This is a genomic window from Exiguobacterium sp. s21, from assembly GCF_018617975.1.
Lineage (GTDB): Bacteria > Bacillota > Bacilli > Exiguobacteriales > Exiguobacteriaceae > Exiguobacterium > Exiguobacterium mexicanum_A.
On the sequence record NZ_JACSLF010000007.1, the window covers coordinates 1 to 21,105 of the forward strand.

Here is a 21,105-nt window from a genome sequence, read left to right on the forward strand (position 1 = left end):
CGGGAAATCATCGGACATAGCGTCGGCGAACGCAAGGATGCGGACCTGGTGGCCCGGGCGATCGCAACAATTCCAGCTGACCTCCGTCGGGTGGGCATGTTTCACACCGACCGTGGGAGCGAGTTCAACAACAAACTCGTGAGCGACACGTTGCGTAGCTTCGGGATCCGTCGTTCGCTCAGTGACAAGGGGTGTCCTTACGACAACGCAGTGTCAGAGGCGACGTACAAGGTTCTCAAAATCGAGTTCGTCAAGAAGCAGACTTTCCCGAATCTGACGGTTCTCGACCGTGAATTACGTGATTACATACATTGGTTCAATAACATCAGAATCCATAGGACATTAGGTTACCTGACACCGAAAGAATACAAAAAAAGAGACCTCTTAAAAAATGTCTAGTTAAGTGTTGACAATCCAACCATCGTTCCACCGTCGTGTAAAGTAATCCGTATTCACGCGCTACATCTGAGATCGTCCTACCGTGGCAACGTTCTGCGATGCCTTTCCGGAAAACCTCGGTGGAAGTGCGGACGAGCCCGAGACCGTAGTCATACACGAACGTCAAATCACAAGAGGTGCATCTTTGACGTGGGACATCCAGTTCGATCCAGAGTACACCGACGTTCCACGCATGACCGTGTCGAAAGCGACGCCGCTTTTTCGAATGCAGGATGGTCTTTCTCTGGCACAGCGGACAAGGGATGTCATGTCGACCCGGGATGACCGGAAAAACGTTTGGTTCTTCGTCTGACGACATTTGGATCTGAAAAAGGTCTGGAAGTGGAAGAAGTAATTTGATAAACTGTTGGGACAAAGCGAAAACTCCAATCGTGGTTTGTCTAAGCAACAATTACGATACCGGGGTTTTCGCTTTTTTTCTATGTTCAATTCAAAATCTGATGGATTTTATGCGTCAACCACACCTTATGGTGATGAGCCTAATCATTTCAATCAATATCCAATTTATAACAAGAAGGAGAATGTAATTTGCGCATTCATCTGCTAGGCATTTTATCGTTTGTGGCATGGATTTATATCCTCATTCGTCAGTATTTGTATATAGAGACTGTCCTGATCGATCAAGACCATTTCATCGTTGCGCTCATCGACCTCGAGACTTTCATGTATTTGCCCTTCCTCATGATGTTCTCCGTGATTCCACTCACTAGCGTAATCATTTCAGAATACACGATTCGCTATTTCAAGAATCGTGACAACCCGCGCCTATTCGGTTTACTCGCTGTCCTTTATACACTTGCGACGATTCATATGATGTGTGTGGTTTGGACGTTTTTTACGACTCCAACTTACTAAAGCTCATCAATCTTCCTTTCAAGTTGCAAGACCCATTCATCCAGATCCGATTCATCATGTAAGTAACCGCTGTCTACGTCGGGTAAATCGATCCCGTTTAACCAGACAAGTGAATCAGTCGTCATGCCCACAATGAGGTCGTCATCTGACTGCTGAAGCACACGTCCGGCCCAATCGGATACGTCTTCCCGCGTCACTAAGCCCTCCTTCACATACAAAACCCATTTGATCATCTCTTCGAACGTCGGGGTATAACGTTTTCGAGGAAGTTCTTGTTCAGACAACTCTCCGCGCTTTAAACGTTGCGTCAAGAGCAATAGTCGCTCTGTCGTCGGGGCCCAGTTCATAACCGTTTCAATCGGTGTGCGAATCACATCACTCGGTCTGTATTCGTCGTTACAAAAAAATAGCTCCCCGTTGCCTAAATCGATAGTTAGCCAATTCCCATCGCTATCGTAACCAACGCGGATGAACCGCAAATCGGTTTCTTGTAAAGCACGAAGTTGTGCAGCGTCGGCCCTCGTTAACAGCGTTGCTTTTTTTGAAGCACCGACTATCGTGAACATCTGAAGTTCCATTTCCTCCTCACCTAAGGATGAAATGATGACTTGTTGCTCAAACAATGGCTCGCCCACCTTACCGTAACCAATCCTTGACGGAAGTCGACAACATCTCATCCACTTCGAACGTCTCATGACTGACGATGATGACGTAATTCGACTCGATGTTCACACAAATGGGGTCCCTAAAAAGTCCCCATACCCGATGATATAAAGCCCGTCCGGCCATGGCTCCTCGTCGTCCTGATACTCCTCCTGTACTTCCTCGAAACGTTCACGCTCGTTAACGAATGCGAAGCGCGGCAATCCTTCCACATCTTCGAGTTTGATTTCGACCTCTTCTATCGGCAATAGTGCTTTCAATTCCTCTTTTGTCATTGTTGTTCCACCTTTCTTTTTTTAGTCTAACTCCACCTGTTCATCTTGACACACTCTCCCTTTAGTGTAAAATTACACTTGTAAGTAAATGTAAATATAACCCTCATCAAGAAAGGGGTTCAGAAATGGCTAATTCAAAGAAATGCCTCGTCGTCTTGTCATCGGTCTATATACTCGCGTTCATCGTGAACCTAATTCCATCCTTCATGTTTCCTGATGCAGAGATTCACCCAATTCATGCTTTCGCATCCGGCTTACTGCTCGTTTGCATGCTTGGGACGTGTTTACTTCGAAACCGTGCCGCAAAACTGTTCATCATGGCTATTTTGTTCGCAAGTGTCACTGTCTTCACATTAAATAGCTTCGAAACATATATGTATGACATCGTGGTGTTGGACGCCTTGTTTGCGATTCAGTATCCGCTCTATATCATATTCGTGACGCCACTGTTCGGGCTCAATTACTTCCTGAACGTCAATCCGGAATACGTCGCATTGCTCATCTTTTTCATCGCGATTTTGTTGCTTATCGTTCATGAAGTAGCGGTGACACGATTCGATCGAGTCAAACAATGAACGGAAGTCATGTGACGCGTCGTTTTCAAGCGGTGATGATTAGCGGCAGGAGCCTTTTCATATCCATCGTTTACGTTTTGTTCTCCCCAAATTGGATTGGGCCAGGATTCGTGTGGATACTTGGAACGATGAAATTGTTGATAACCTCTTCAATCGGATTAACAGTGCATCTTTCCAAATATCGAGGATGGCATCGATCCAAGTCCATTTTCGTAGGCGTCGGCATACTCTTGATGCTTGGACTCATTTCCCTGTATATCTTGTGGTAAGTTATTGCCATCAACATGAATCACTCGACATGACATATGCTAGGAGGACTCATATGAACTTCTATATCGGCTCACGCTTCGCAAACATCGAACGAGTAAGGGAGCTGCGTGATACTCTTCTCTCGCAAGGTCACACGCATACATACGACTGGACGACGAACGATCGCGCCACGACACTTGAAAACTTGCGAGCCATCGGCACGAGTGAGTTCGAGACCATCAAGGCTTCGGACTTCGTCATCATTTTACTGCCGGCCGGCAACAGCAGCCATATCGAGCTCGGGATTGCCCTCGGTGCTGGTGTTCCCGTGTTCGTCCATGACGCCACGAATCGCTTCGACGATGTCGAGACGACGAGCACGTTCTATCATCTAAATCATGTCGTCCAATTGACAGGACCGCTCGAGGATGTGCCTAAGGCCATCACAGTCTACTTCGCTGGTACAGCGCGTTAAGTCACCTGCTCGGCTTGCAACAATCATTTCGAGAGCCATCTGGCTCTGTCAAAAAGTATATCGCAGCCTCTTTGTCCAATCTATGGAAAGCGAGCAAGCCGGATAATCAAATTCATAAAAAATTGAAGTGGATTGGATTTATCTGGTATATCAATCATTTTTGTGACATACTGTTCAAAATCTACTTTGAACGGGGACGATTGCGATGAATACTTGGAAACACACTTTACTCTTACTAACTGGCGTCGGCATCTCGAACCTCGGCGCCTGGGTGTATTTCATCGCCCTCAACTTGATTGTTCTCGAGATGACGCAATCGCCGTTCACCGTCTCGGTCCTCTACATTCTGGTCCCGCTCGCGGCCCTATGCGCGAACGTTTGGTCAGGCTCGGTCATCGACCGTACCGATACACGCCGCTTGATGATGTGGCTTGATGCGCTCCGCGCCGTCGTCGTCTTCAGTCTCGCTTTCATCGACTCACTCGCGCTCATCTACTTGCTCGTGTTTCTATTGAACATCGCGAGTTCCGTCTTCGAATCGGCCTCCCTCGTCTACATGACCAAGCTCGTCCCAAGCGGTGACCGTCAACGGTTCAACGCCATGAAAAATTTCGTCCAATCGGCCGGATTCATCTTAGGCCCGGCCATCGCGGGATTGTTGTTCATGATCGGTACACCCGCGCTCGCGATACAATTGAACGCGCTGGCGTTGCTCGTGTCTGTCGGAATCCTCTCCCTACTACCGAAGTTGTTCACGGCCCGCGACGAAGTCGAAGTGTTCAACCTGCGCATGATTCTCGATGATTGGAAAACGGTCGTCCGATTCGCATCGACCATGCGTTACGTGACACTCGTCTATGGCCTATTCTGCGTCATGACGATTTTCATGTCGGGGCTCGACTCGCTCGAGGCGTCGTTCGCGACGCAAGTGCTCAACTTCTCTGAGAGTCGCTACGGTTTTCTCGTCAGTGTTGCCGGAGCCGGGATTATCGCTGGTTCCATCATCAACGCGACGTTCAGTGCCCGGCTGACGTTACCGTTCCTAATCAGTTTCGGTGCCATCCTAACACCTGTCGGCTATCTCGTCTTCGCCTTCTCCGAGTCATTCGTGGTCGCAGCGGTCGGATTCTTCCTGCTCACGTTCGCCTTGTCGTTCGCGAACACCGGCTTCTTGTCGTTCTATCAAAACAATGTCCCGACCGACCTGATGGGCCGCTTCTCCGGGGTGATCAACGTAGCGGAGTCCGTCTTGATTATCGGGTTGACGTTCGGCATCGGTCTCCTCGCTGAATATGTCGGGATTCGCTCGACGTATGTCGCCTTCTCACTCGCTTTCTTGCTCGTCGGCTTGGTCACGGTTCGGATTGTGCTCGAACGTTCAAAACGAGGGATGTATGAGGCGGTCGTCGTTGAAGAGAATGTCTCGTAATTCTAAACTGCCTCATTTGTAACATAATTATAATAGTTGTAATAAATAGGAATTATTGCTATCGGATCATTCACCTCACACTCTCAAAAACCTTTATTTAATCGATTGTGAATAAACTGCAATGGAGGACATGGAAATTGAGTTCACGAGCTATACTCCCTTCGCTGAGGCCTTTACACACTATTTTCCGGTCCATCTACTACCTTCAAATCCGAGATGAATTAACCTGAATGTCATGTACCTGACATCCTCACATTTGGAAAAAATCGTATAATTAAGGAGTGTTCAAGAAACTATAAAAGCGGGGGATACCATGAAAGAGACGATTCGAACTGAAGAAGATTTATTGAATATGTTGGACTCTCTGTTGAGGGAACCGAGTGAGTTTTGGGACTCGTTTTACGCAGATCGAGACAAGCGCATCCCCTTCTTTGTGAACAAGCCTGATGAAAACTTGGTCAGCTATTTTGAGCGGGATATCCTAGCACCGTGTCACGTGTTGGAGTTAGGGAGCGGTCCTGGACGCAACGCCATCTATTTTGCGGAGAACGGATGTACGGTCGATGCCATCGATTTGTCCATCACATCGATTGAATGGGCCAAAGAACGCGCCATTGAGAATCAAGTGGAAGTGAACTTCATGCATGACAATCTGTATGATGTGAAACTAGAAGAGTCCGCATACGACGTCATCTATGATTCAGGTTGTTTTCACCATATCGCGCCGCATCGAAGAAAACAGTATATCGATTTAGTCTGGAAAACGCTAAAACCAGACGGTCACTTTGCAATCACATGCTTCGTGGAAGGTGGCGAGCTCGGCGGCTCGGACATCACGGACTGGGAAGTGTATCGCCGAAGAAACCTGAACGGCGGGCTCGGCTTCACGCCTGAAAAACTTCGGTCCATCTTCCATTCGTTCGAGGAAGTCGAGATTCGCAAGATGCGACAGGCCGACCGTTCTGAAGACGTCTTTGGGGTCTCGGCACTCTGGACGGCGCTGTTCAAAAAAACGGACTGAATTCTTATGCTCGACACAGAAAGAGCCGATTGAGACCATTCTCTCAATCGGCTCTTTCTTAGTTGTTGTGGCGACATTCGGCTTATTGTATCGCTTGAGTCATCTGATCAATGTGTTCTTCTACCACAGCAATAATAACATCCGGACGATCTAAATGAATGGCATGCGATGCCTGTTCCGCAATCACCAGCTTGCTAGTCGTTGAGAGCATCGTTTGTTCACGAATGAGTTGATGCCACGTTGCTTCTAATAACCTTAACTCAGATTCAGGAAAACCGTTTAACATGCCTTGTTCGACTTCATGGTCGGCGTCGCGTCCAATCACATATAACGGCATCACACCGAGGTTTCCTAACTGTTTTATGAACCGGGCATCCGCATACCAGTTCTTGACTTCATCAATCATCGTTTTATACAGATTCGGTCTTTGGAAAAATTGAATCAATTCTGCTTGAACATCACTCGGAAGCTTCAGCTGATTGGGTGTCAATACGATTTGGATACGTCGCGTTAACGCTGATTCGGTTTGCTCTGCATACGCCTCACATTGTTTCAGCCATTCCTCATCCGACGCTCCCTCATTCATGATTGGCAAGTCTAGCGTATCAAGCCTCTCCAAGTCATGTGATGTGGAGTCAACGAGCACGAGTGCAGCCACATCAGATGGATAACGCTTCGCGAAATGCTGGGCGCAAAGTCCTCCGTAGGAATGTCCTAACAAGATGACGGGCTCGTCAATACGCAGAATGTGTAATAGTTCTTTTAAATCGCGTACTGTTGCTTCGGTGTTGCGCTCACGTTGACTCTGCTCACTTCTGCCAATCCCCGGCCGGTGATACAGGATGACCCGATTCATTGCACTTAGCTTCTCTGTCACCTCATGCCACTCCTCGAATGAACAACCCATTCCAGTCATGATGACGATCGGTGTACCATGCTCTCTTTTAAGATTCACTTCAAGTTCTGTCTCAAACACTTTCACAAAATGCTTCATGTATATGTCCCCCCATTCCTCTCCCGTTTCCAACAATCTCACTTTCCATTATAACTGACACCTTAAAATCATTGCTAATTAATTGAAAAACCTATATAATTTTGGAGATTTGGAATCGTAAAGGGAGTGTAACAATGAACAACTATCAAAACGTGCTCATCAAGTTGAGCGGGGCGGCCATCGCCGGCGAGGACAACTCAAATTTCGATGCATACAATCTCGATCAAATTGCGGCTGAAATCCTGTCATTGATCGACATGGGCATCAACGTCTCCCTGATGATCGGCGGAGGGAACATCTTCCGAGGCAACATGGCCGACGCATGGGGCATCGATCGCGTCGAGGCCGACAACATCGGCACGCTCGGCACCGTCATCAACAGCTTGATGCTACGCGGTGTGCTGAAAAGCAAGACCGACCGCGAAGTTCGGGTCATGACGGCCATGCCGATTCCAAGTATGGCCGAGCCGTACATCCGACTGAAGGCACTCACCCATCTGAATAAAGGGTACGTCCTCATCTTCGCAGGCGGTAACGGTCAGCCGTTCGTCTCGACCGATTATCCGGCGGTTCAACGCGCGGTCGAGATGCACTGCGACGCCCTGTTCGTCGCCAAGAACGGAATCTCCGGCGTCTATACGGACGACCCGAATCGTTCGAGCACGGCAAGACAATATACGTCGCTCCACTATAACGATGTGTTGCGCCACGACTTGAAGGTGATGGATCAATCGGCACTGCTGCTCGCGCGGGACAATCAGCTCCCGGTCCATGTGTTCGACTTTGAAGAGACGGGCGCGATGAAGCGTATCTGTTCGGGCGAATCAATCGGCACGTTGATTCACGATGGCCAGACCACCCTTGCTACATAACTGACGACACCACCGGCATCTGTGTCGGTGGTGTCGTTTACTTAATCCCGAAGAACGCACTCGCTCCGATTCGAAAAACGATCTCGTCGTTCCAGTCTAATGTTTTATAATGAAGGTGACGGACATCTTTGATTGGTTATTCCGCATATATAGCGGGTAATTGAAGAGGTGGCTCATCGTGAGCCGATTCAAGACAGATGGAGGGGTGAACATGAAGCAATGGACTAATGAATCGATTTATTTGTTCGGTCTCATCGCTTGTATGATTGTCGGTACGATGGCTTATACCGTCCTTTTGTCTGAAAGTAACACCGGTCTTCTCGGCTACTTGATTTTACCCACCATCATACTCTCTTCTCTCATCTTCGGGATGCGAGCTGGGCTGACTCTGTCTGTCACGCTTCTCCTCTTTTTATTCATCTATTTCCGATGGTTCGCGTCCATTTACGAAACAGGAAACGTTCAGTTTTTTAACGCCAGAGGCATCAGTTTTACGATTCTGCTTCTCGTCATGTCCATTCTGTCTGGTCTCGTTCATCAACTCGTGAACACCGTTCAACTGTCCCGGCACGAGTTAGAGGAACAAGCGCGACAATTGATTGCGGTCGATCCAGAGACGTGGCTTGATAATACCGAGCGATTTCGGATGGACTTGAGTGCGGAACGAGACCGTCTCATTCGCCACGGTGGCTCATTCTCAGTCTCGTTCATTCACTTGAATGACTTCGCTCGTTTCAAGGAACATTACGGACGAACTGAATATGAATGGTTCTTGAATTATTTCAGTGACGAGCTCCATATGGCAACAAGACGAACCGATCACAAGTATCGGATCGCAGTCGATACGTTCGCCATCATCTTCCCCTACACGTCACAAAAAGCCGCACAAGTCGTCCATGACCGGATTCGTCCGCTACTAGAACAGTATGAGCTTCAAAGCGGTAAACACGTGTCATTGACGTATGAGGATACGTTTTATGAGGTGAATCAAGAAAATTGTAACACGGTCGTTGATAAAATCGTTGCGAAGGCATCGTCGACTAGTTGAGAAATACCTGATAATAAAACCTTGAATGATCGACACTTAATAAAAGTGCGCATTCAAGGTTTTTTGTGTCATCATATCGATTTTACCCCACATTTAGCCGTTTCGATTCTCCATCACGACTGCTGTCTGTAACGTCTATCCAAGCCCATTATACGCAAACTCAGAATTTCCATTTGGATACAGCATCAAGTCCTTCACAGAGTTAACCCAATTCAATTTCTTATCTAAATCGCTCTAGATGATACTCTATCTAGGTTGCCCGAAGAGCATTTTCATATGTATCGTTCGACCTTTTATCACTTCAGTTTATTATTGTTAATCGTTTCATCTCGTTACATTTCCGACTAAATGGAGAGGTTCCTTCCCTTGAATCGCCTCGATCACGCCTCCGGCAATCTCTTTATGCGTCAACCAGCGGCTCTCCCCCTTCACGACTTGAAAACCGAGTTGCACTTGGTGATAACGGACGTCTTCAGTGATCGTCAGCCCGTTTCTCACACCGCTCGAGTTGGCGCGACTACCGAGAACATGGAACACGTCCGTTCCCCCTCGTAGTGCTGACAACACACACGTTAAGGCGTCAGCTGCGTCCGAATGAATCCAGGCAACGACCAAGTCGAAATCTCCGTGATCCGCAATCGAACTTCGCAGCGCTTCCTTGAGACGCAAGTCGTCCCGATAGTCGACCAATACGGCAGACAGTCGGTCGGGTGTTTGTTCGGTCAATCGGCTCATTTTCTCGGCATCCCGTCCGATGATGGACACGTGATAGCCAACCTCTTCCAACCAAAGGACCGTCCCCGCCAGCATCCCGCTGCCGCCGATCACTAACGCATGTTTCACGATATATCTGTCCCTTCTGTCCGTTTATAAGTAAGGAAAGGAATCCTGACTTACGAAAGCGAAATCTACATATAACACCCCCCTCAAGGAGGCATGATTCCCATTCCATCGACCATCTATTCCATCAAACCAATCGAGTCGCCACACGAACTCGATGAATCGTTCCCAGTCATGAATCAACTGCGCACCGACTTGACGCTCGACGCCTATCGCGATCTCGTCGCCGCCATGCGACCACAAGGGTATGAACTATATGCGTTATACGCCGACGATGTCATCGTCTCGCTTGCGGGGATTGAGCTCCGCGTCAATCTATATCTCGAGAAACACGTCTTCATTTACGACCTCGTGACGTGCGTGAACCATCGCTCAAAGGGATATGGCGAGATGTTGCTTCACTTCATTCATGAATACGCACGCGACAGTGGTGCCAAATATGTCGCCCTCGAGTCCGGACTGGCAAGGACCGAGGCGCATCGCTTTTATAAAGACAAGATGGACTACGCCATCACGAGCTATTCGTTCCGAAAACAGCTTTGAATTCTATGTAACAAAAAAGGAAGAGCCGAACGCTCTTCCCGTCTTTATTATATCGCGATTCTCGAACCAAAAACAGACTGTGTTCTCCTAAATCCATCCACTATACTGTGAAGACAGCCTGACTGAAGGAGAGATAAAGCATGACCGATGACATGAAACCGCTCGACCCCGGCCCGTTTTTCCACGGAACGAAAGCCGAACTGAAACTTGGAGACTTGCTTGAACCGAAGCGACGCTCGAACTATCAAGACAAGCAGTCGAACTACATCTATTTCACGGCCACTCTCGACGCCGCCAAGTGGGGAGCCGAACTGGCGAGCGGAAATGCGCGTGAACGAATCTACGTCGTCGAACCGACGGGCGACTTCGAGAACGATCCGAACTTGACGGACAAGCGCTTCCCCGGAAATCCGACCCGGTCGTACCGGTCGAACGCCCCGCTCAAAGTCGTAGCCGAACTCGGGGCTTGGGAACGCCACCTTGACGATGTGATCGCGCATATGCGCGACTCACTTGAGAAACTGCGACACGCTGGAGAAGATATGATTGAAGACTGACACGAAGTAGATACACCTTGAATAAATCGTACAGGAAGCGCTGATATTCTGGAGAAATCGATTATAACAAGCTTAATGCATGGATTAATCGAGTCAAATCACAATCTGAAGATTAATTTATCATAGGTTTCTCATAATATTGAGCGAATTCAATCACTATGACTGGCTATCCGTCTTGATGAAAAGAAAGTAAAAATCCCACTCGCGATGGCTGAGAACACAATTTTAAAAAGAGAGTTGTGAGTAAAACCATCAATCACATATCCCTTCAGCTTTTGCAATAAAGCGGCTTCCGGAATCCAATCAATCACATAACCGATTCCTAAGATTGAAGGAAGACTCATTAACAAGTACACCGAGACAAAAAAGAGCATAAACGACTTCGTGTTCACCATCTTTACCTCCTTAGTTTTACGATAATCAAGTACTAAAAGAAAGCGGATGACATCAGTGTGTGATGCCGTCCGCTTTCTTTTGATTCATCTTTTGAAATGAGCCATCCGCATTCACAAGTGTGAACGGATCCGCGAGCGACGCGGCCGTCTCCGTTTGAGACATCGTCTCTTCCGTGACGACCGCCTCTTGGCGTCGTAATCGGAACGCCCGCTCGAGGCGGCTCGTCAGCAAGTTGCTGAGGAAGACGAGCAGTGACAGGCCGAGAGCCGGAACGAGGAACATATGGTTCGTCATCCATGTCGTCGCTGTGAACTGCGTGAAATAAAAACCGAACATCGACGACCATTCAAACAGCGTCGGTCGGACCCCTTCAAACAGGAAGACGGTGCCTCCGAAAAAGACGCCGAACAACGACAGATGAATGAGCAACATGAGTGTTTGCACGAACTGTTGCATGAAGACGATGACCAACGTCGGAACGAGGTGCGGCCATAAGTGTCTCCTTGTCCGGTGCCACACACTGCCGCCCAACGTCTCGGCGACAATCATAAACTCTTGTTTGAGCAATTGCCGGACCTCTGTAATGAGATAAAGCGTGACCGCAGGCAAGCCGAGCGCCACGAACACCGTCAACTGCAGCGTCACGCGGTCCAGCAGCGGCGGCACCATGGTCGAATCCGCGAAGAAAAAGGACGGGAATAGCATCATCATAGCCAATAAAGAAATCGGTAGAATCAAAAACCCGTCTAACACCATTTTGAAGATTCGGTTCACGCGCGCCCCGCGAAACGCGAGTGGAATCCCAATCAATAGGCCGAACGCCATCCGTCCGAGCGCAACGGTCGCACAAATACCGACCGTCCACTTAAAGCCTTCAATCATCATCTGGAACAAGTCGTTGCCGGCCCGGTCGGTACCGAGCCATTGATCTTTCGACGGTTCAAGCGGTGGAATGCCAATCAACCGACCTTCGTCGGAGTAACGGTTCAAAAATTGGTCGACTTGGCCATCGCGGAATACGGTATTCCCGATACTTAGTAACAGCAAGCTGGCAAAAATGACGAACCCGATGATGAAAATCGGGTCCCGCAGTAACGTGCGTCGCATCAAATCCCTCCTTTCCAGGCGTTCGGGATGAGCCATTCTGCTACCAAATCCAATATGAAAATCGGGATATAGACGACCAACAAGATTACGAGCAGGATTGGCATGACCGGATTATAGACGGCGAACCGGAAAATCCCTTGCACGTTGAACAAATACTCGATAATCAACAGACTCGAGAGCACCGTGATCAAGTTCGAGCGGAAAAAGAGGTAGAAGCGGTACACCAAATTCGGCAGCAAGTGTCTCCAGAACAGGGCGGCCGGTCTGACGCCTTTGGCCCGGGCCAGTTCGAGAAACAACGACACCTCCTCCTCGAGGATATGTTTCGTCAACCACTTGAGGAAGAAGAACAGAATCGTGAGCGTCAACGTCACAATCGGCAAAAAGCGTATGTATTCGGCGAACCCACCTGCGACTTCAATTCGATCGAACCCTGTCTTCTTATAAATCGTGATGGCAAGAAATTGCGAGAAGATGAGCCAAAACAAATCTGGAATCATCTCGAGCGTCAGGCTCGTTTGCTGGAGCACCGTGCGCACGCGCTTCCCGCTCCGATAAAAGAAATAGGCGTACAGAAGGGCGAACCCGACCGAGACGATGAGTGACGTCATAAAGATGATGACCGTCTCTTTCATGAGCGGGGCGAGGTCTGGCAATAACGGTAACTCGCGTTGTGCGGTTACGTTGTAGTATGTAATCTCGTCGAGTTTCGCCAACTGACTGAATTGTTGTTGAATCCCGTTCCAGTAATTTGATGGCACGAACTCGAGTTCCACGACGAGTGACGGCAAGGCACTGATTGCAATCAATATAAATAGCGTGATGAAAAACTGAGCCGATTTTTGAGCAATCCAATTCATCCGATTCTCTCCTTTTGTGACATGAGTTTCTATTCTCTCAATGATTAGCCGCCTAAAACACAGTCAAAAAGAACTCTCTCCAAAATAAAACATTTTCTCGATACAAAAGTAAAATAAAACCATATGTGTGTTTTTTGATTCTATCACAGTAATATTGTAAATAATAACAATATTCAAAAAATAAAGAGCTGAATTATGCTATCTTTAAATTACGCACATACTCTGAGACAACTTTAAATGTGCTAGCTACATTGAACATCCCAATCAATAAGCAAATAAAAAAGTATTCCTTCATGAAAGGAACACCTTAGTATGTTGAAAATAGAACGTCACCATCTTCAGACCGTAACTCATAGTCGACGAGCGTCTTCAACTCCTGCGTGAGCGTGATTGTGCATTCATATTCAATACCAGGACCGAACGGGATATCGGGACGATTGCGCGTTTCGTGCGGTACGCCATTCAAATATACATCGATATCACGGGCTTTAGCACCGTTATCGATTACATAGCACATTCCCGTCTCTGTCTTGTAGCGACTATGAATCCGATCATATGTATCTGGAACCGTCACGAGCAACACTAGAATGAATAGCACGAGCGATCCAATAGACGCAAACAACTTTCCTAACTTTCGTCCTCTCCACCATTGGACGAAATACATGATCGTCGCACCCATAAGTGCGAGCGCAATACACCAAAACCCAATTATATCAATCAAACTTATCACCTCATCTTTTTATACGGGTGCTGCCAGACAAAGTTTCATCACCATTTCATTTTCAAGGAGACCTTCATGACACACTTTCTCAAAGTACAAAACCTCTCCATCTTGCTCGCACTCTGCCTACTTTTAAACATTCAACTACTCGCCAACAGCGGACGGATTCATTTGTTAACGGGTGATGCTTATATTCCAGCCATCACTATAATCGGCCTTATTTCACTCTTCGTGTTCACGCGGCTCATCGTTAAACGAATCAGGCAACTCGCCCCTTCACCATGGAACCTCTCCCTATACGTGTTATGGCTCCCCTATTTGGCGCTGTTCACCTATGTCTGGACACGCATCATCCCCGCCCCTAGTGAAGCGGCATGGCCGAGTCGGGTCGTCGGGCTATTGATCATCGCGCTCACATTCACGTTCCCGCTCTATGTGTTCATCGTCCATATGGTCGCCCGCTCCAAACAACCAACGATGTAACCTAAAAACGTGTGCGACCCGAAGCGGGTGCACACGTTTTTTCATGAGAGTTCCTGTCTCCGCTTCTGCCACGCCACCAACAAAATACTGATGATGACGAGCAGGAACCACGACGACAGCTTGCCGAGGTCAACGAGCGCCCAACCGCTCAACTGGTTCGGATATGTCCAACCGTTGTAGAACGTGACGATATTTTCCGCGAACCAGATGAAGCAGGCAATCAAAAAGAAGGCGACGACGACGGGCATCGTGAAACGGCGGTCGTCGAGCCGGTACGTGACGATGGCACGGCCGAAGACGAGAAAGACGAGACCAATCAACACCCAGCGCAAATCGAGCCAAATGTGATGCCAAAAGAAGTTGAAATAGATGGCGATTCCCAGGCCGAACGCGATGAGCGGTGGAGGCATCTTGAGAAACTCCAAATCAAGGCGGCGCCACGACTGGACGACGTAGCTGCCGACGCTCGCATACATGAACCCCGCATAGAGCGGGACGCCCCAAACTTTCGTCAACGCCTCGTCGGGATAGCTCCATGACCCCATCTGGACTTTGAACAGCTCGAGGCCGAGCCCGATAACGTGGAACCAACTGATGACCTTCACTTCTTCCATCGTCTCGAGCCCGGTCTTGACGAGCACGACTTGGACGAATAGGCACCAAATGAGGAGGACGTCGTAACGCGGAATCGGAAAGTCGAACCATTTCGTCAACGCGAGCGCCCCGAAGATGGCGACCGGGAAGATGCAACTGAGTGCCTGTTCGTAACCGAAGATGAACAAATAACGGATGCTCCGCATCGTAATCACCTACAATTCGATGTATTCGTAAAGGAATGACGACTCACCGTCAAAGAAGCGCGGATCGTAGAGGCCGAGCCGCTCATCATCCTCGACGACGACAACGAACGGGGACCACTGTTTGAGCGTGATCGCTTCTTTATTTTCAGCGAAGAGCGGATTCAAATCGGCATCGTCCGCACTCGTCAACTCGTATTGGACCTCGGGTTCTTGATAAACCGAGTCACTGTAAATCGACACCGACTCATCGGTCTTTGTGACGACCGTGAACTGGGTCGGGATGAACGAGGCCGACAGCGCCACTTCATCGTGATCGGCGGCATACGACTGATACAAGTACGCCCCTTGCGCACTTTGAATCAAGACGTGCACGACGATCGCTGCCCAGGCGTAGCGATACACCGTATGACTGATGTCAGTTCGCCATGCGATCAGCCAGGCGACGAGGAAAATGCCCCAATAGACGAAATCAACGATCGGGATGACACCGAACGTGACCCGGACATCCGATAACGGTTCGAAGTAACCCGTCCCCCAGGCGTTGAACAAGTCTGCCGTGTTATGGATGAACACGGACAAGAGCGCCCACCAGAAGTAACGGATATCGGTCACCTTGAACAAGAGGCGCACGAGTATGTAAATGAGTAGCGCGAACAACGGGACGAGGAAAATCGAATGAGTGATGCCGCGGTGCCACATCTGATACATCCCTTCCGTGTCCCATAACCGCGAGATGACGTCACTATCTGGGATTTGGCTCCCGACGAGCGTCGTGACGAACAAAGCACGTTTTTCGTTTTTCTGAAGCTCTCGCTTGTCGGCCGCCCCGTAGAGCGTCAGACCGAAGAGCGTATGTGTGATGGTGTCCACCGGTCTCCTCCTTTTGGACGGAAAAGACATCCCCCTCATGACGAGAAGGATGTCCGTCCTAGCTTATTTCTCTTGGTCCATTTTCATGGCGCGTCTTGCGACGACAGCGACAAAAATGACAGCGACAATCGGAATGATTAATGGCATCCAATCTAACATCCGCCTGTCCCCCTTCTACAAGTGTCGCAAGCAGTATATCATACCTTCATTTCAATCGTTTCAGTGAATGCTCGCCTTCGCATATCGTTCGGCCATCGCCTCGATCGTCTCGCGCAAATGGTCGCGGAGCGTGATCGGTTCGAGCACCTCGACTTGCGTGCCGAGCGACAAGAGCCAGAAGACGAACCCGTCGGATACGGCCGCATCGAAGCGGATGAGGAAGCGTTCTCCGTCTTGAGTAATCGAGACGTCTTCGCCGAGCTTGTCGAAGATGACCGGGAGGACGCGCTCGTCGACGGCAAGGACGATTTCCTCGTCGAGCCCGTTGTACATATTGAACGACTTTTGGAAGTAGTCATCCGGCAAATGATGTTTCATGCGCGGCGTATCATCCTCGACAATCTCTGAGTTGACGATGCGGTCGACGCGATAGTTTCGGATTTCCCCGATCGACTCATCGATGCCAATCAAATAATATTGCTCATGGTTCCAGTGCAAGTCAATCGGATTGACGACATAACGCTCGCCGTCACGGCGAAGCGGGAACGTTCGCTTCGTGGCGTCAAAGCCGACGACGTCCGTATATTGGAACGAGATTGCCTTTTGTTCTTGGATCGCGCGCTGGATGCGATCGATATGGTAAGGAATCTGTCCGTGTTTCTTCTTCGGTGTCTTGATGATCGACTGGAGCGTTTCCGCTTCCGGAATACTCGTCAGTTTTTGAAGTTTTTCGACGATCCGCTCTGTCACGTCCTCCGAGATGAACTTCGCCGCGACGATGGCGTCGACCATCATCCGGAGCTCATGGATTTCAAACAAACGGGCCGAATGCCAATATTTTTTGGCGAGGCCGTTCTTCTCGAGCTCATCCTGCACCTCGAACCCCGAATCGGTCAATGCTTGGATGTCGTCTTTCACTGATTTTTTTGCTAACTTAGAAGTATCTCCGATCGTAGATAAATATTCGAGCAAGTCTTCTAACGTCTTTGGATGATTATCATCTGTGTGGCGTTCGAAAAACCGTCTCACCTCGAGTAACCTTTCTCGGTTGTTCACGGTTTAATCCCCTTTCACTTCTCTATGTAAAATATGTATAAACAGACAGTAGCATGTTATTTCCATGAAATAAAGGTATTTTCCATTACAAATCGTTTAAGGAGGCCCTTCCGCAGTGAAACATTACGCGCACGTCAACGGCACGAAAATCGAATATATGGACCGCGGTCACGGTCCGGTCATCGTTCTGATTCATGGGACCCAATCATCGAGCCTCGAACCGTACCATGTGGACCGGCTCGTCGTGTCCGGTTTTCGGGTCATAGTCCCATCCCGTCCCGGCTACGGTGAGACTCCGTACTCATTTTCGGCTTCACCGCAAGCGTTCGCCACCAACCTACGTCGTTTGATGGAAATCATGGCAATCGATCGGTATCACGTGTACGGCATTTCGGCCGGTGGCCCGACGGCAATCGAGCTCGCATCGCAGAACGACCACGCGCTCAGCCTGACGCTCGCTGCCGCTGTGACGAGCGTCGTCGACTTCCCCTATCGGCAATACATCAGCCGTAACGTCGCCCAGCCTGCGTTCATCGCGCTGCAATTTGCGATGAAACAGTTCGTCGCCCGCGCCATTCAAAAACAACCTTTCGAGGCGACGGCCCGCATGATTCAATCGACGAGCCTGCTCGCACTCGATGTCATCCGCGACGAAGTGACCCCGTACGATATCTTCCTATTGAAACGAGTCGCTAGCCAAATGGCGTTCGGTCTCGGTGCCCAGTTCGACCTGCGGCAACAAGTGACCGATGAAGCGCTGCTCGGGGTGACGTGCCCGACGTATATCGTCCACTCCAAAAATGACAAGGCCGTGCCGGTCCGCCACGCGCATCACGCGAAACGGCTCATCCCGCACGCCCAGCTCACCATCTTGAACAGCCCCGGCCATTTGATTTGGATTGGTCGTCAAGCACGGAAGAGCGAGCAACAGATTGAACGCTTTATCCGCTTCAACTCATAAGACGCCATTCTAGGCGTCTTTTTTAGTCGCCTGGTTCGAGCAGATTGATCAATTTTTCCGTCACGTCAGCCGGAAGGCGGTAGCCGATATTTGTGTCGTCCGCGTCATAAAGACTGCTTACCGACTTCGCATCATCGTTGAGCCAAAGGTAATAGCGGTCCGTCTCCCCGTCCTCGAAGCGGATTTCGATATCGTATTCCGGCCCAACCACATTGGCGACACCTGGAATTTCGTCTGCCTCACGCAGCATGTCTTCGAACACTCGAATCGATTCCGGTTCGTCGAACGTGACGATATCGCGCTCTTGAAAACTGCTGAATCCGTCCGATTCCGAGACGCGGACTTCTTCAATCCCATCCGTCCGAAAATCGTTCGAGCCACAACCGGTCAACGTAAGGGCTAACGTGAAAAGAGCAAAGACTGACATATGTCTTCGTTTCATAAAAGGGGCTCCTTTAACTGTGTTTGGTAGCTATACGTAATTCAAAAAAAGTTACACATCACACGTCAATCACTTACTCGTCCACCCCGAGCACTTGAATCAACTGATTCGTCATATCTCTCGACACGCGATAGATGAGATGCGGATGCGTCACATCCATCAAAAAGCTCGGTTGATGTTTCTGTCCGAGCCAAAGATGATACTGTGCCATCATCCCGCCCTTCCAATGAAGCTCCAAGTCAAAGTCCGGTTCCCCGTGAATGGAATCTTCGAGCGCATCATCTGCATTACGCAGCATGTCCGCGAACGATCTCACTTTTTCGATTCCATTGAACATGATGAAATCTGTCTCATTGAACGAACCAATTCCTGACGACTCAGCAACTCTCGCTTGAATCATCTCTTCTCTATTCAACTCATTCTCCTCTGAGTTCATAAATGCTTTGAACATCGCCGAAGCCCCTGTGAAGATTGCCCGATCTAGTTTCATGTCCATCACCCCATTCATGTTGATCGTTATCTTTTACGAAAATCCGGATGAAAGGTTTCACAAATTTTGACATCGGATCATTCAGGCCTGTTTTCGCATTCGCTCCAAGAAAATCGGCAATATGTTCAATAGAATCGAGATGCTCGTTAAGACCCACCACGCTCGTCCCATACCTGGTATGACATCCGCCAACGCACTCCAATCCTCCGCTTCGACCCAGACTGATAAATAGCTGTAATCTGCACACACCGTCAATGCGGTCAAGGACAACGCAATCGCCATCGGTAGCTTATAGTCTTTCCCGATGCTGAACGTATACAAATTGAACAGTGTCGCCCCAATCGCGAGCAATCCTAAAACCATCCACACGTAAATCATCCCCTATGCTATATGTAATTTATTCCCTATTTCTAGAATAGCATATAGAGTTCATTCTGTAGGTAAACAAAAAAGCCAAGCCGAAGCTCAGCTCTTCCTTATTGATACGTCCAACCGGTCAGGCTCGCAGTTGCGCCTTCATAGCGCAACTGTTTCTCGAGCTCGCTCGGGAAGACGCGGAGCGTGGCGACCGCCTCACCGTCATTGACGAAGCATTCGACACTTGACGAGTCGACGAACACGTGAAGCGACGTCACATGAATCGCTTTCGTCCGTGTCGTGCCAAACTCGGTCGCGAACGGCTCTCCGGCATTCGTCCGGTCGATCGTCAATTCGCCTGCCGTCGCGTCGTAACGGATGACGAGTGACTCATTCTCGACCTGAAGCAGGTCGAGCGTGAAGTCTGACCCATCCGTTTTCACCTCAAGCTCATACCGGTCCGGTGTCGCGACGCTGATTGATGTGCCGGACGCGTCGAGGAATGTGTCTTTGCGAAGCGTTGTCATCTCCGCCACCGGACGCTGCTTGAGCATCCCTTCCTCAATTGTGAGCACACGCGGTAACGTCAAGGCGTGGGCCCAACCGAAGCGGTCCGTCGGATACTCGATTTCAGGGAGTCCCATCCAACCGACGAGAACGCGTCGTCCGTCCTGTTCTGTCGTCTGTGGGGCGTAAAAATCAAACCCGAAGTCGAGCTCCTCGAACGCTCCGTGGGTGAATGTTAACGTCTCAACGTCGAGCTTGCCGATCAAGAACCCAGACTGATAGATGTTGTGATAGCGATGCCCGTCCGGTTCAATCCCTTGCGGCGAGAAGACGAGGACGTGCTGCCCATTCAGTTCGAACACGTCGGGACATTCCCACATGTAGCCGAACGAATCGAGTCCCGTCTTGATTTCACCGAGGAACGTCCAGTCATCCAAGTCGACCGAGTGATACAAGACGACGCAACCCGTCTCGTCCGTACGTTGTGCGCCGACGACGGCGTAATAGGCGCCGTCCTCGAGCCACACTTTCGGGTCACGGAAATGTTCCGTGTACCCGGCCGGCACGTCCGGAATCGCGACATTGCGACGTTCGATCTTGCCATCCCGCAACACGCCGAGCACTTGCGAGGCGTGACGCGTCCAGTCATCCGTCCGGTGATTGCCCGTGTACATGACGTGGAGTTCCCCGTCTTTCACGAACCCGCTGCCTGAATAGGCACCGTGTGAATCTTCGGTCGTCTCCGGGACTAACGCCACCCCGCGGTCCGTCCACGTGACGAGGTCGGGTGATGTGACATGATACCAGTGTTTGAGACCGTGTACCGGTCCGAGCGGGAACCACTGATAGAACATGTGATATTCCCCGTTGTAATACGTGAATCCGTTCGGGTCGTTCAGGAGTCCCGTCGGCGGTTGGATATGATATCCGAACCGCCACGGGGAAGCTGCCGTCTTCGTGCGGAGCGTCTCCATCTCGAGGGCACTCACGTCACGTAACGAGCGGTAACGCTCTGCCTTCGTCCAACTCATAACATCACTT

28 protein-coding genes are annotated in these 21,105 nt (G+C 49.6%); 13 read left to right on the forward strand and 15 right to left on the reverse strand.

From position 1 onward, the window contains the following. The 3 genes from KNP06_RS09210 to KNP06_RS09220 all read left to right on the forward strand — a co-directional run. On the forward strand, positions 1–399 hold a 399-nt coding region (locus tag KNP06_RS09210; RefSeq protein WP_214788505.1), incomplete at its 5' end, for an IS3 family transposase. 184 nt (positions 400–583) lie between these two features. Beyond that, positions 584–751 (forward strand): hypothetical protein, encoded by a 168-nt coding sequence (locus tag KNP06_RS15325; protein WP_214720043.1) that lies wholly within the window; start codon positions 584–586, stop codon positions 749–751. A gap of 236 nt (positions 752–987) precedes the next feature. Continuing rightward, positions 988–1,314, forward strand: coding sequence for a hypothetical protein (locus KNP06_RS09220; RefSeq protein ID WP_214788512.1), 327 nt, complete (start codon positions 988–990; stop codon positions 1,312–1,314). On the opposite strand, the gene KNP06_RS09225 is transcribed toward KNP06_RS09220, so the two are convergent. Both KNP06_RS09225 and KNP06_RS09230 read right to left on the reverse strand, forming a co-directional pair. Next, a complete protein-coding gene (locus tag KNP06_RS09225; protein WP_214788515.1) occupies positions 1,311–1,937 on the reverse strand; it encodes a hypothetical protein in 627 nt (208 codons plus the stop codon). The two genes, KNP06_RS09220 and KNP06_RS09225, sit on opposite strands and share 4 nt — an antisense overlap. Positions 1,938–2,042: 105 nt before the next feature. Then, the gene (locus tag KNP06_RS09230; protein WP_034777570.1) at positions 2,043–2,252 is read right to left on the reverse strand and encodes a hypothetical protein; all 210 of its coding nucleotides are present in this window, start codon (positions 2,250–2,252) and stop codon (positions 2,043–2,045) included. Between the two features lie 125 nt (positions 2,253–2,377). On the opposite strand from KNP06_RS09230, the gene KNP06_RS09235 reads away from it, so the two are divergent. The 4 genes from KNP06_RS09235 (at position 2,378) to KNP06_RS09250 (ending at position 6,001) form a co-directional block, all read left to right on the forward strand. After that, positions 2,378–2,827: a hypothetical protein gene (locus KNP06_RS09235; RefSeq protein ID WP_214788517.1), complete on the forward strand. Its 450-nt coding sequence runs from the start codon at positions 2,378–2,380 to the stop codon at positions 2,825–2,827. A gap of 322 nt (positions 2,828–3,149) precedes the next feature. Then, positions 3,150–3,551, forward strand: a complete 402-nt coding sequence (locus KNP06_RS09240; protein WP_214788520.1) for a group-specific protein — start codon at positions 3,150–3,152, stop codon at positions 3,549–3,551. 205 nt (positions 3,552–3,756) lie between these two features. Continuing rightward, positions 3,757–4,980, forward strand: coding sequence for an MFS transporter (locus KNP06_RS09245; RefSeq protein WP_214788523.1), 1,224 nt, complete (start codon positions 3,757–3,759; stop codon positions 4,978–4,980). A 313-nt stretch (positions 4,981–5,293) separates the two neighbouring features. Beyond that, complete coding sequence (locus KNP06_RS09250; protein WP_214788526.1) at positions 5,294–6,001, forward strand: class I SAM-dependent methyltransferase; 708 nt, start codon at positions 5,294–5,296, stop codon at positions 5,999–6,001. A gap of 82 nt (positions 6,002–6,083) precedes the next feature. On the opposite strand, the gene KNP06_RS09255 is transcribed toward KNP06_RS09250, so the two are convergent. Further along, positions 6,084–6,995 (reverse strand): alpha/beta fold hydrolase, encoded by a 912-nt coding sequence (locus KNP06_RS09255; protein WP_214788529.1) that lies wholly within the window; start codon positions 6,993–6,995, stop codon positions 6,084–6,086. Between the two features lie 134 nt (positions 6,996–7,129). On the opposite strand from KNP06_RS09255, the gene pyrH reads away from it, so the two are divergent. Together pyrH and KNP06_RS09265 are read left to right on the forward strand one after the other, a co-directional pair. Then, the gene (gene pyrH / locus KNP06_RS09260) at positions 7,130–7,867 is read left to right on the forward strand and encodes a UMP kinase (RefSeq protein WP_138859445.1); all 738 of its coding nucleotides are present in this window, start codon (positions 7,130–7,132) and stop codon (positions 7,865–7,867) included. Positions 7,868–8,078: 211 nt separating this feature from the next. Then, a complete protein-coding gene (locus tag KNP06_RS09265; protein ID WP_214788532.1) occupies positions 8,079–8,915 on the forward strand; it encodes a GGDEF domain-containing protein in 837 nt (278 codons plus the stop codon). Positions 8,916–9,239: 324 nt separating this feature from the next. Here KNP06_RS09265 and KNP06_RS09270 read toward each other — a convergent pair whose 3' ends face one another. Next, positions 9,240–9,758 (reverse strand): Rossmann-fold NAD(P)-binding domain-containing protein, encoded by a 519-nt coding sequence (locus KNP06_RS09270; protein ID WP_214788535.1) that lies wholly within the window; start codon positions 9,756–9,758, stop codon positions 9,240–9,242. A 93-nt stretch (positions 9,759–9,851) separates the two neighbouring features. Between KNP06_RS09270 and KNP06_RS09275 the strand changes: the two genes are divergently transcribed. Then, positions 9,852–10,298 (forward strand): GNAT family N-acetyltransferase, encoded by a 447-nt coding sequence (locus tag KNP06_RS09275; RefSeq protein ID WP_029595529.1) that lies wholly within the window; start codon positions 9,852–9,854, stop codon positions 10,296–10,298. A 140-nt stretch (positions 10,299–10,438) separates the two neighbouring features. After that, positions 10,439–10,855, forward strand: a complete 417-nt coding sequence (gene arr / locus KNP06_RS09280) for an NAD(+)--rifampin ADP-ribosyltransferase (protein ID WP_029595530.1) — start codon at positions 10,439–10,441, stop codon at positions 10,853–10,855. A 149-nt stretch (positions 10,856–11,004) separates the two neighbouring features. Here the strand turns inward: arr and KNP06_RS09285 are convergent, their stop codons facing one another. The 4 genes from KNP06_RS09285 to KNP06_RS09300 all read right to left on the reverse strand — a co-directional run bounded on the left by KNP06_RS09285 (position 11,005) and on the right by KNP06_RS09300 (position 13,939). Next, positions 11,005–11,247 carry a hypothetical protein gene (locus KNP06_RS09285; RefSeq protein ID WP_214788539.1) on the reverse strand — a complete coding sequence of 81 codons (243 nt, stop codon included), beginning with the start codon at positions 11,245–11,247 and terminating at the stop codon, positions 11,005–11,007. 55 nt (positions 11,248–11,302) lie between these two features. Further along, entirely contained in the window at positions 11,303–12,358 is a 1,056-nt protein-coding gene (locus KNP06_RS09290; RefSeq protein ID WP_214788541.1) for an ABC transporter permease, read from the reverse strand. Next, on the reverse strand, positions 12,358–13,218 hold the full coding sequence (locus KNP06_RS09295; RefSeq protein ID WP_214788544.1) for an ABC transporter permease subunit: 861 nt from the start codon (positions 13,216–13,218) through the stop codon (positions 12,358–12,360). The genes KNP06_RS09290 and KNP06_RS09295 overlap by 1 nt, the downstream gene beginning before the upstream one ends. A 307-nt stretch (positions 13,219–13,525) precedes the next feature. Then, positions 13,526–13,939 (reverse strand): hypothetical protein, encoded by a 414-nt coding sequence (locus KNP06_RS09300; RefSeq protein ID WP_214788548.1) that lies wholly within the window; start codon positions 13,937–13,939, stop codon positions 13,526–13,528. 75 nt (positions 13,940–14,014) lie between these two features. Here KNP06_RS09300 and KNP06_RS09305 point away from each other — a divergent pair, with 75 nt between their 5' ends. Beyond that, on the forward strand, positions 14,015–14,422 hold the full coding sequence (locus KNP06_RS09305; protein WP_214788551.1) for a hypothetical protein: 408 nt from the start codon (positions 14,015–14,017) through the stop codon (positions 14,420–14,422). Between the two features lie 41 nt (positions 14,423–14,463). Here the strand turns inward: KNP06_RS09305 and KNP06_RS09310 are convergent, their stop codons facing one another. The 3 genes from KNP06_RS09310 to KNP06_RS09320 form a co-directional block, all read right to left on the reverse strand. Continuing rightward, positions 14,464–15,222, reverse strand: a complete 759-nt coding sequence (locus tag KNP06_RS09310) for a DUF817 domain-containing protein (protein ID WP_214788553.1) — start codon at positions 15,220–15,222, stop codon at positions 14,464–14,466. A 9-nt stretch (positions 15,223–15,231) separates the two neighbouring features. Next, a complete protein-coding gene (locus KNP06_RS09315) occupies positions 15,232–16,092 on the reverse strand; it encodes a metal-dependent hydrolase (RefSeq protein ID WP_214711048.1) in 861 nt (286 codons plus the stop codon). Between the two features lie 219 nt (positions 16,093–16,311). Next, positions 16,312–17,307 (reverse strand): helix-turn-helix transcriptional regulator, encoded by a 996-nt coding sequence (locus KNP06_RS09320; protein WP_034777546.1) that lies wholly within the window; start codon positions 17,305–17,307, stop codon positions 16,312–16,314. 115 nt (positions 17,308–17,422) lie between these two features. On the opposite strand from KNP06_RS09320, the gene KNP06_RS09325 reads away from it, so the two are divergent. Continuing rightward, a complete protein-coding gene (locus KNP06_RS09325) occupies positions 17,423–18,268 on the forward strand; it encodes an alpha/beta fold hydrolase (RefSeq protein ID WP_138859452.1) in 846 nt (281 codons plus the stop codon). A 22-nt stretch (positions 18,269–18,290) separates the two neighbouring features. On the opposite strand, the gene KNP06_RS09330 is transcribed toward KNP06_RS09325, so the two are convergent. The 4 genes from KNP06_RS09330 to KNP06_RS09345 form a co-directional block, all read right to left on the reverse strand. Next, on the reverse strand, positions 18,291–18,710 hold the full coding sequence (locus KNP06_RS09330; RefSeq protein WP_138859453.1) for a YhfM domain-containing protein: 420 nt from the start codon (positions 18,708–18,710) through the stop codon (positions 18,291–18,293). A gap of 73 nt (positions 18,711–18,783) precedes the next feature. Next, entirely contained in the window at positions 18,784–19,200 is a 417-nt protein-coding gene (locus KNP06_RS09335; protein WP_138859454.1) for a YhfM domain-containing protein, read from the reverse strand. Positions 19,201–19,281: 81 nt separating this feature from the next. Continuing rightward, the gene (locus KNP06_RS09340; RefSeq protein ID WP_214711047.1) at positions 19,282–19,569 is read right to left on the reverse strand and encodes a hypothetical protein; all 288 of its coding nucleotides are present in this window, start codon (positions 19,567–19,569) and stop codon (positions 19,282–19,284) included. A 107-nt stretch (positions 19,570–19,676) separates the two neighbouring features. After that, the gene (locus KNP06_RS09345) at positions 19,677–21,095 is read right to left on the reverse strand and encodes a sucrose-6-phosphate hydrolase (protein WP_214711046.1); all 1,419 of its coding nucleotides are present in this window, start codon (positions 21,093–21,095) and stop codon (positions 19,677–19,679) included. Positions 21,096–21,105: the final 10 nt, after the last annotated feature.

Excerpts from the sequence above, each read along its gene's own strand:
- KNP06_RS09345 (WP_214711046.1), bottom strand. The coding sequence starts at position 21,095 with ATGAGTTGGACGAAGGCAGAGCGTTACCGCTCGTTACGTGACGTGAGT.
- KNP06_RS09235 (WP_214788517.1), top strand. The coding sequence starts at position 2,378 with ATGGCTAATTCAAAGAAATGCCTCGTCGTCTTGTCATCGGTCTATATA.
- KNP06_RS09230 (WP_034777570.1), bottom strand. The coding sequence starts at position 2,252 with ATGACAAAAGAGGAATTGAAAGCACTATTGCCGATAGAAGAGGTCGAA.
- KNP06_RS09255 (WP_214788529.1), bottom strand. The coding sequence starts at position 6,995 with ATGAAGCATTTTGTGAAAGTGTTTGAGACAGAACTTGAAGTGAATCTT.
- KNP06_RS09245 (WP_214788523.1), top strand. The coding sequence starts at position 3,757 with ATGAATACTTGGAAACACACTTTACTCTTACTAACTGGCGTCGGCATC.
- KNP06_RS09305 (WP_214788551.1), top strand. The coding sequence starts at position 14,015 with ATGACACACTTTCTCAAAGTACAAAACCTCTCCATCTTGCTCGCACTC.
- KNP06_RS09330 (WP_138859453.1), bottom strand. The coding sequence starts at position 18,710 with ATGAAACGAAGACATATGTCAGTCTTTGCTCTTTTCACGTTAGCCCTT.
- KNP06_RS09335 (WP_138859454.1), bottom strand. The coding sequence starts at position 19,200 with ATGAAACTAGATCGGGCAATCTTCACAGGGGCTTCGGCGATGTTCAAA.
- KNP06_RS09310 (WP_214788553.1), bottom strand. The coding sequence starts at position 15,222 with ATGCGGAGCATCCGTTATTTGTTCATCTTCGGTTACGAACAGGCACTC.
- pyrH (WP_138859445.1), top strand. The coding sequence starts at position 7,130 with ATGAACAACTATCAAAACGTGCTCATCAAGTTGAGCGGGGCGGCCATC.
- KNP06_RS09240 (WP_214788520.1), top strand. The coding sequence starts at position 3,150 with ATGAACTTCTATATCGGCTCACGCTTCGCAAACATCGAACGAGTAAGG.
- KNP06_RS09265 (WP_214788532.1), top strand. The coding sequence starts at position 8,079 with ATGAAGCAATGGACTAATGAATCGATTTATTTGTTCGGTCTCATCGCT.
- KNP06_RS09290 (WP_214788541.1), bottom strand. The coding sequence starts at position 12,358 with ATGCGACGCACGTTACTGCGGGACCCGATTTTCATCATCGGGTTCGTC.
- arr (WP_029595530.1), top strand. The coding sequence starts at position 10,439 with ATGACCGATGACATGAAACCGCTCGACCCCGGCCCGTTTTTCCACGGA.
- KNP06_RS09275 (WP_029595529.1), top strand. The coding sequence starts at position 9,852 with ATGATTCCCATTCCATCGACCATCTATTCCATCAAACCAATCGAGTCG.
- KNP06_RS09295 (WP_214788544.1), bottom strand. The coding sequence starts at position 13,218 with ATGAATTGGATTGCTCAAAAATCGGCTCAGTTTTTCATCACGCTATTT.
- KNP06_RS09250 (WP_214788526.1), top strand. The coding sequence starts at position 5,294 with ATGAAAGAGACGATTCGAACTGAAGAAGATTTATTGAATATGTTGGAC.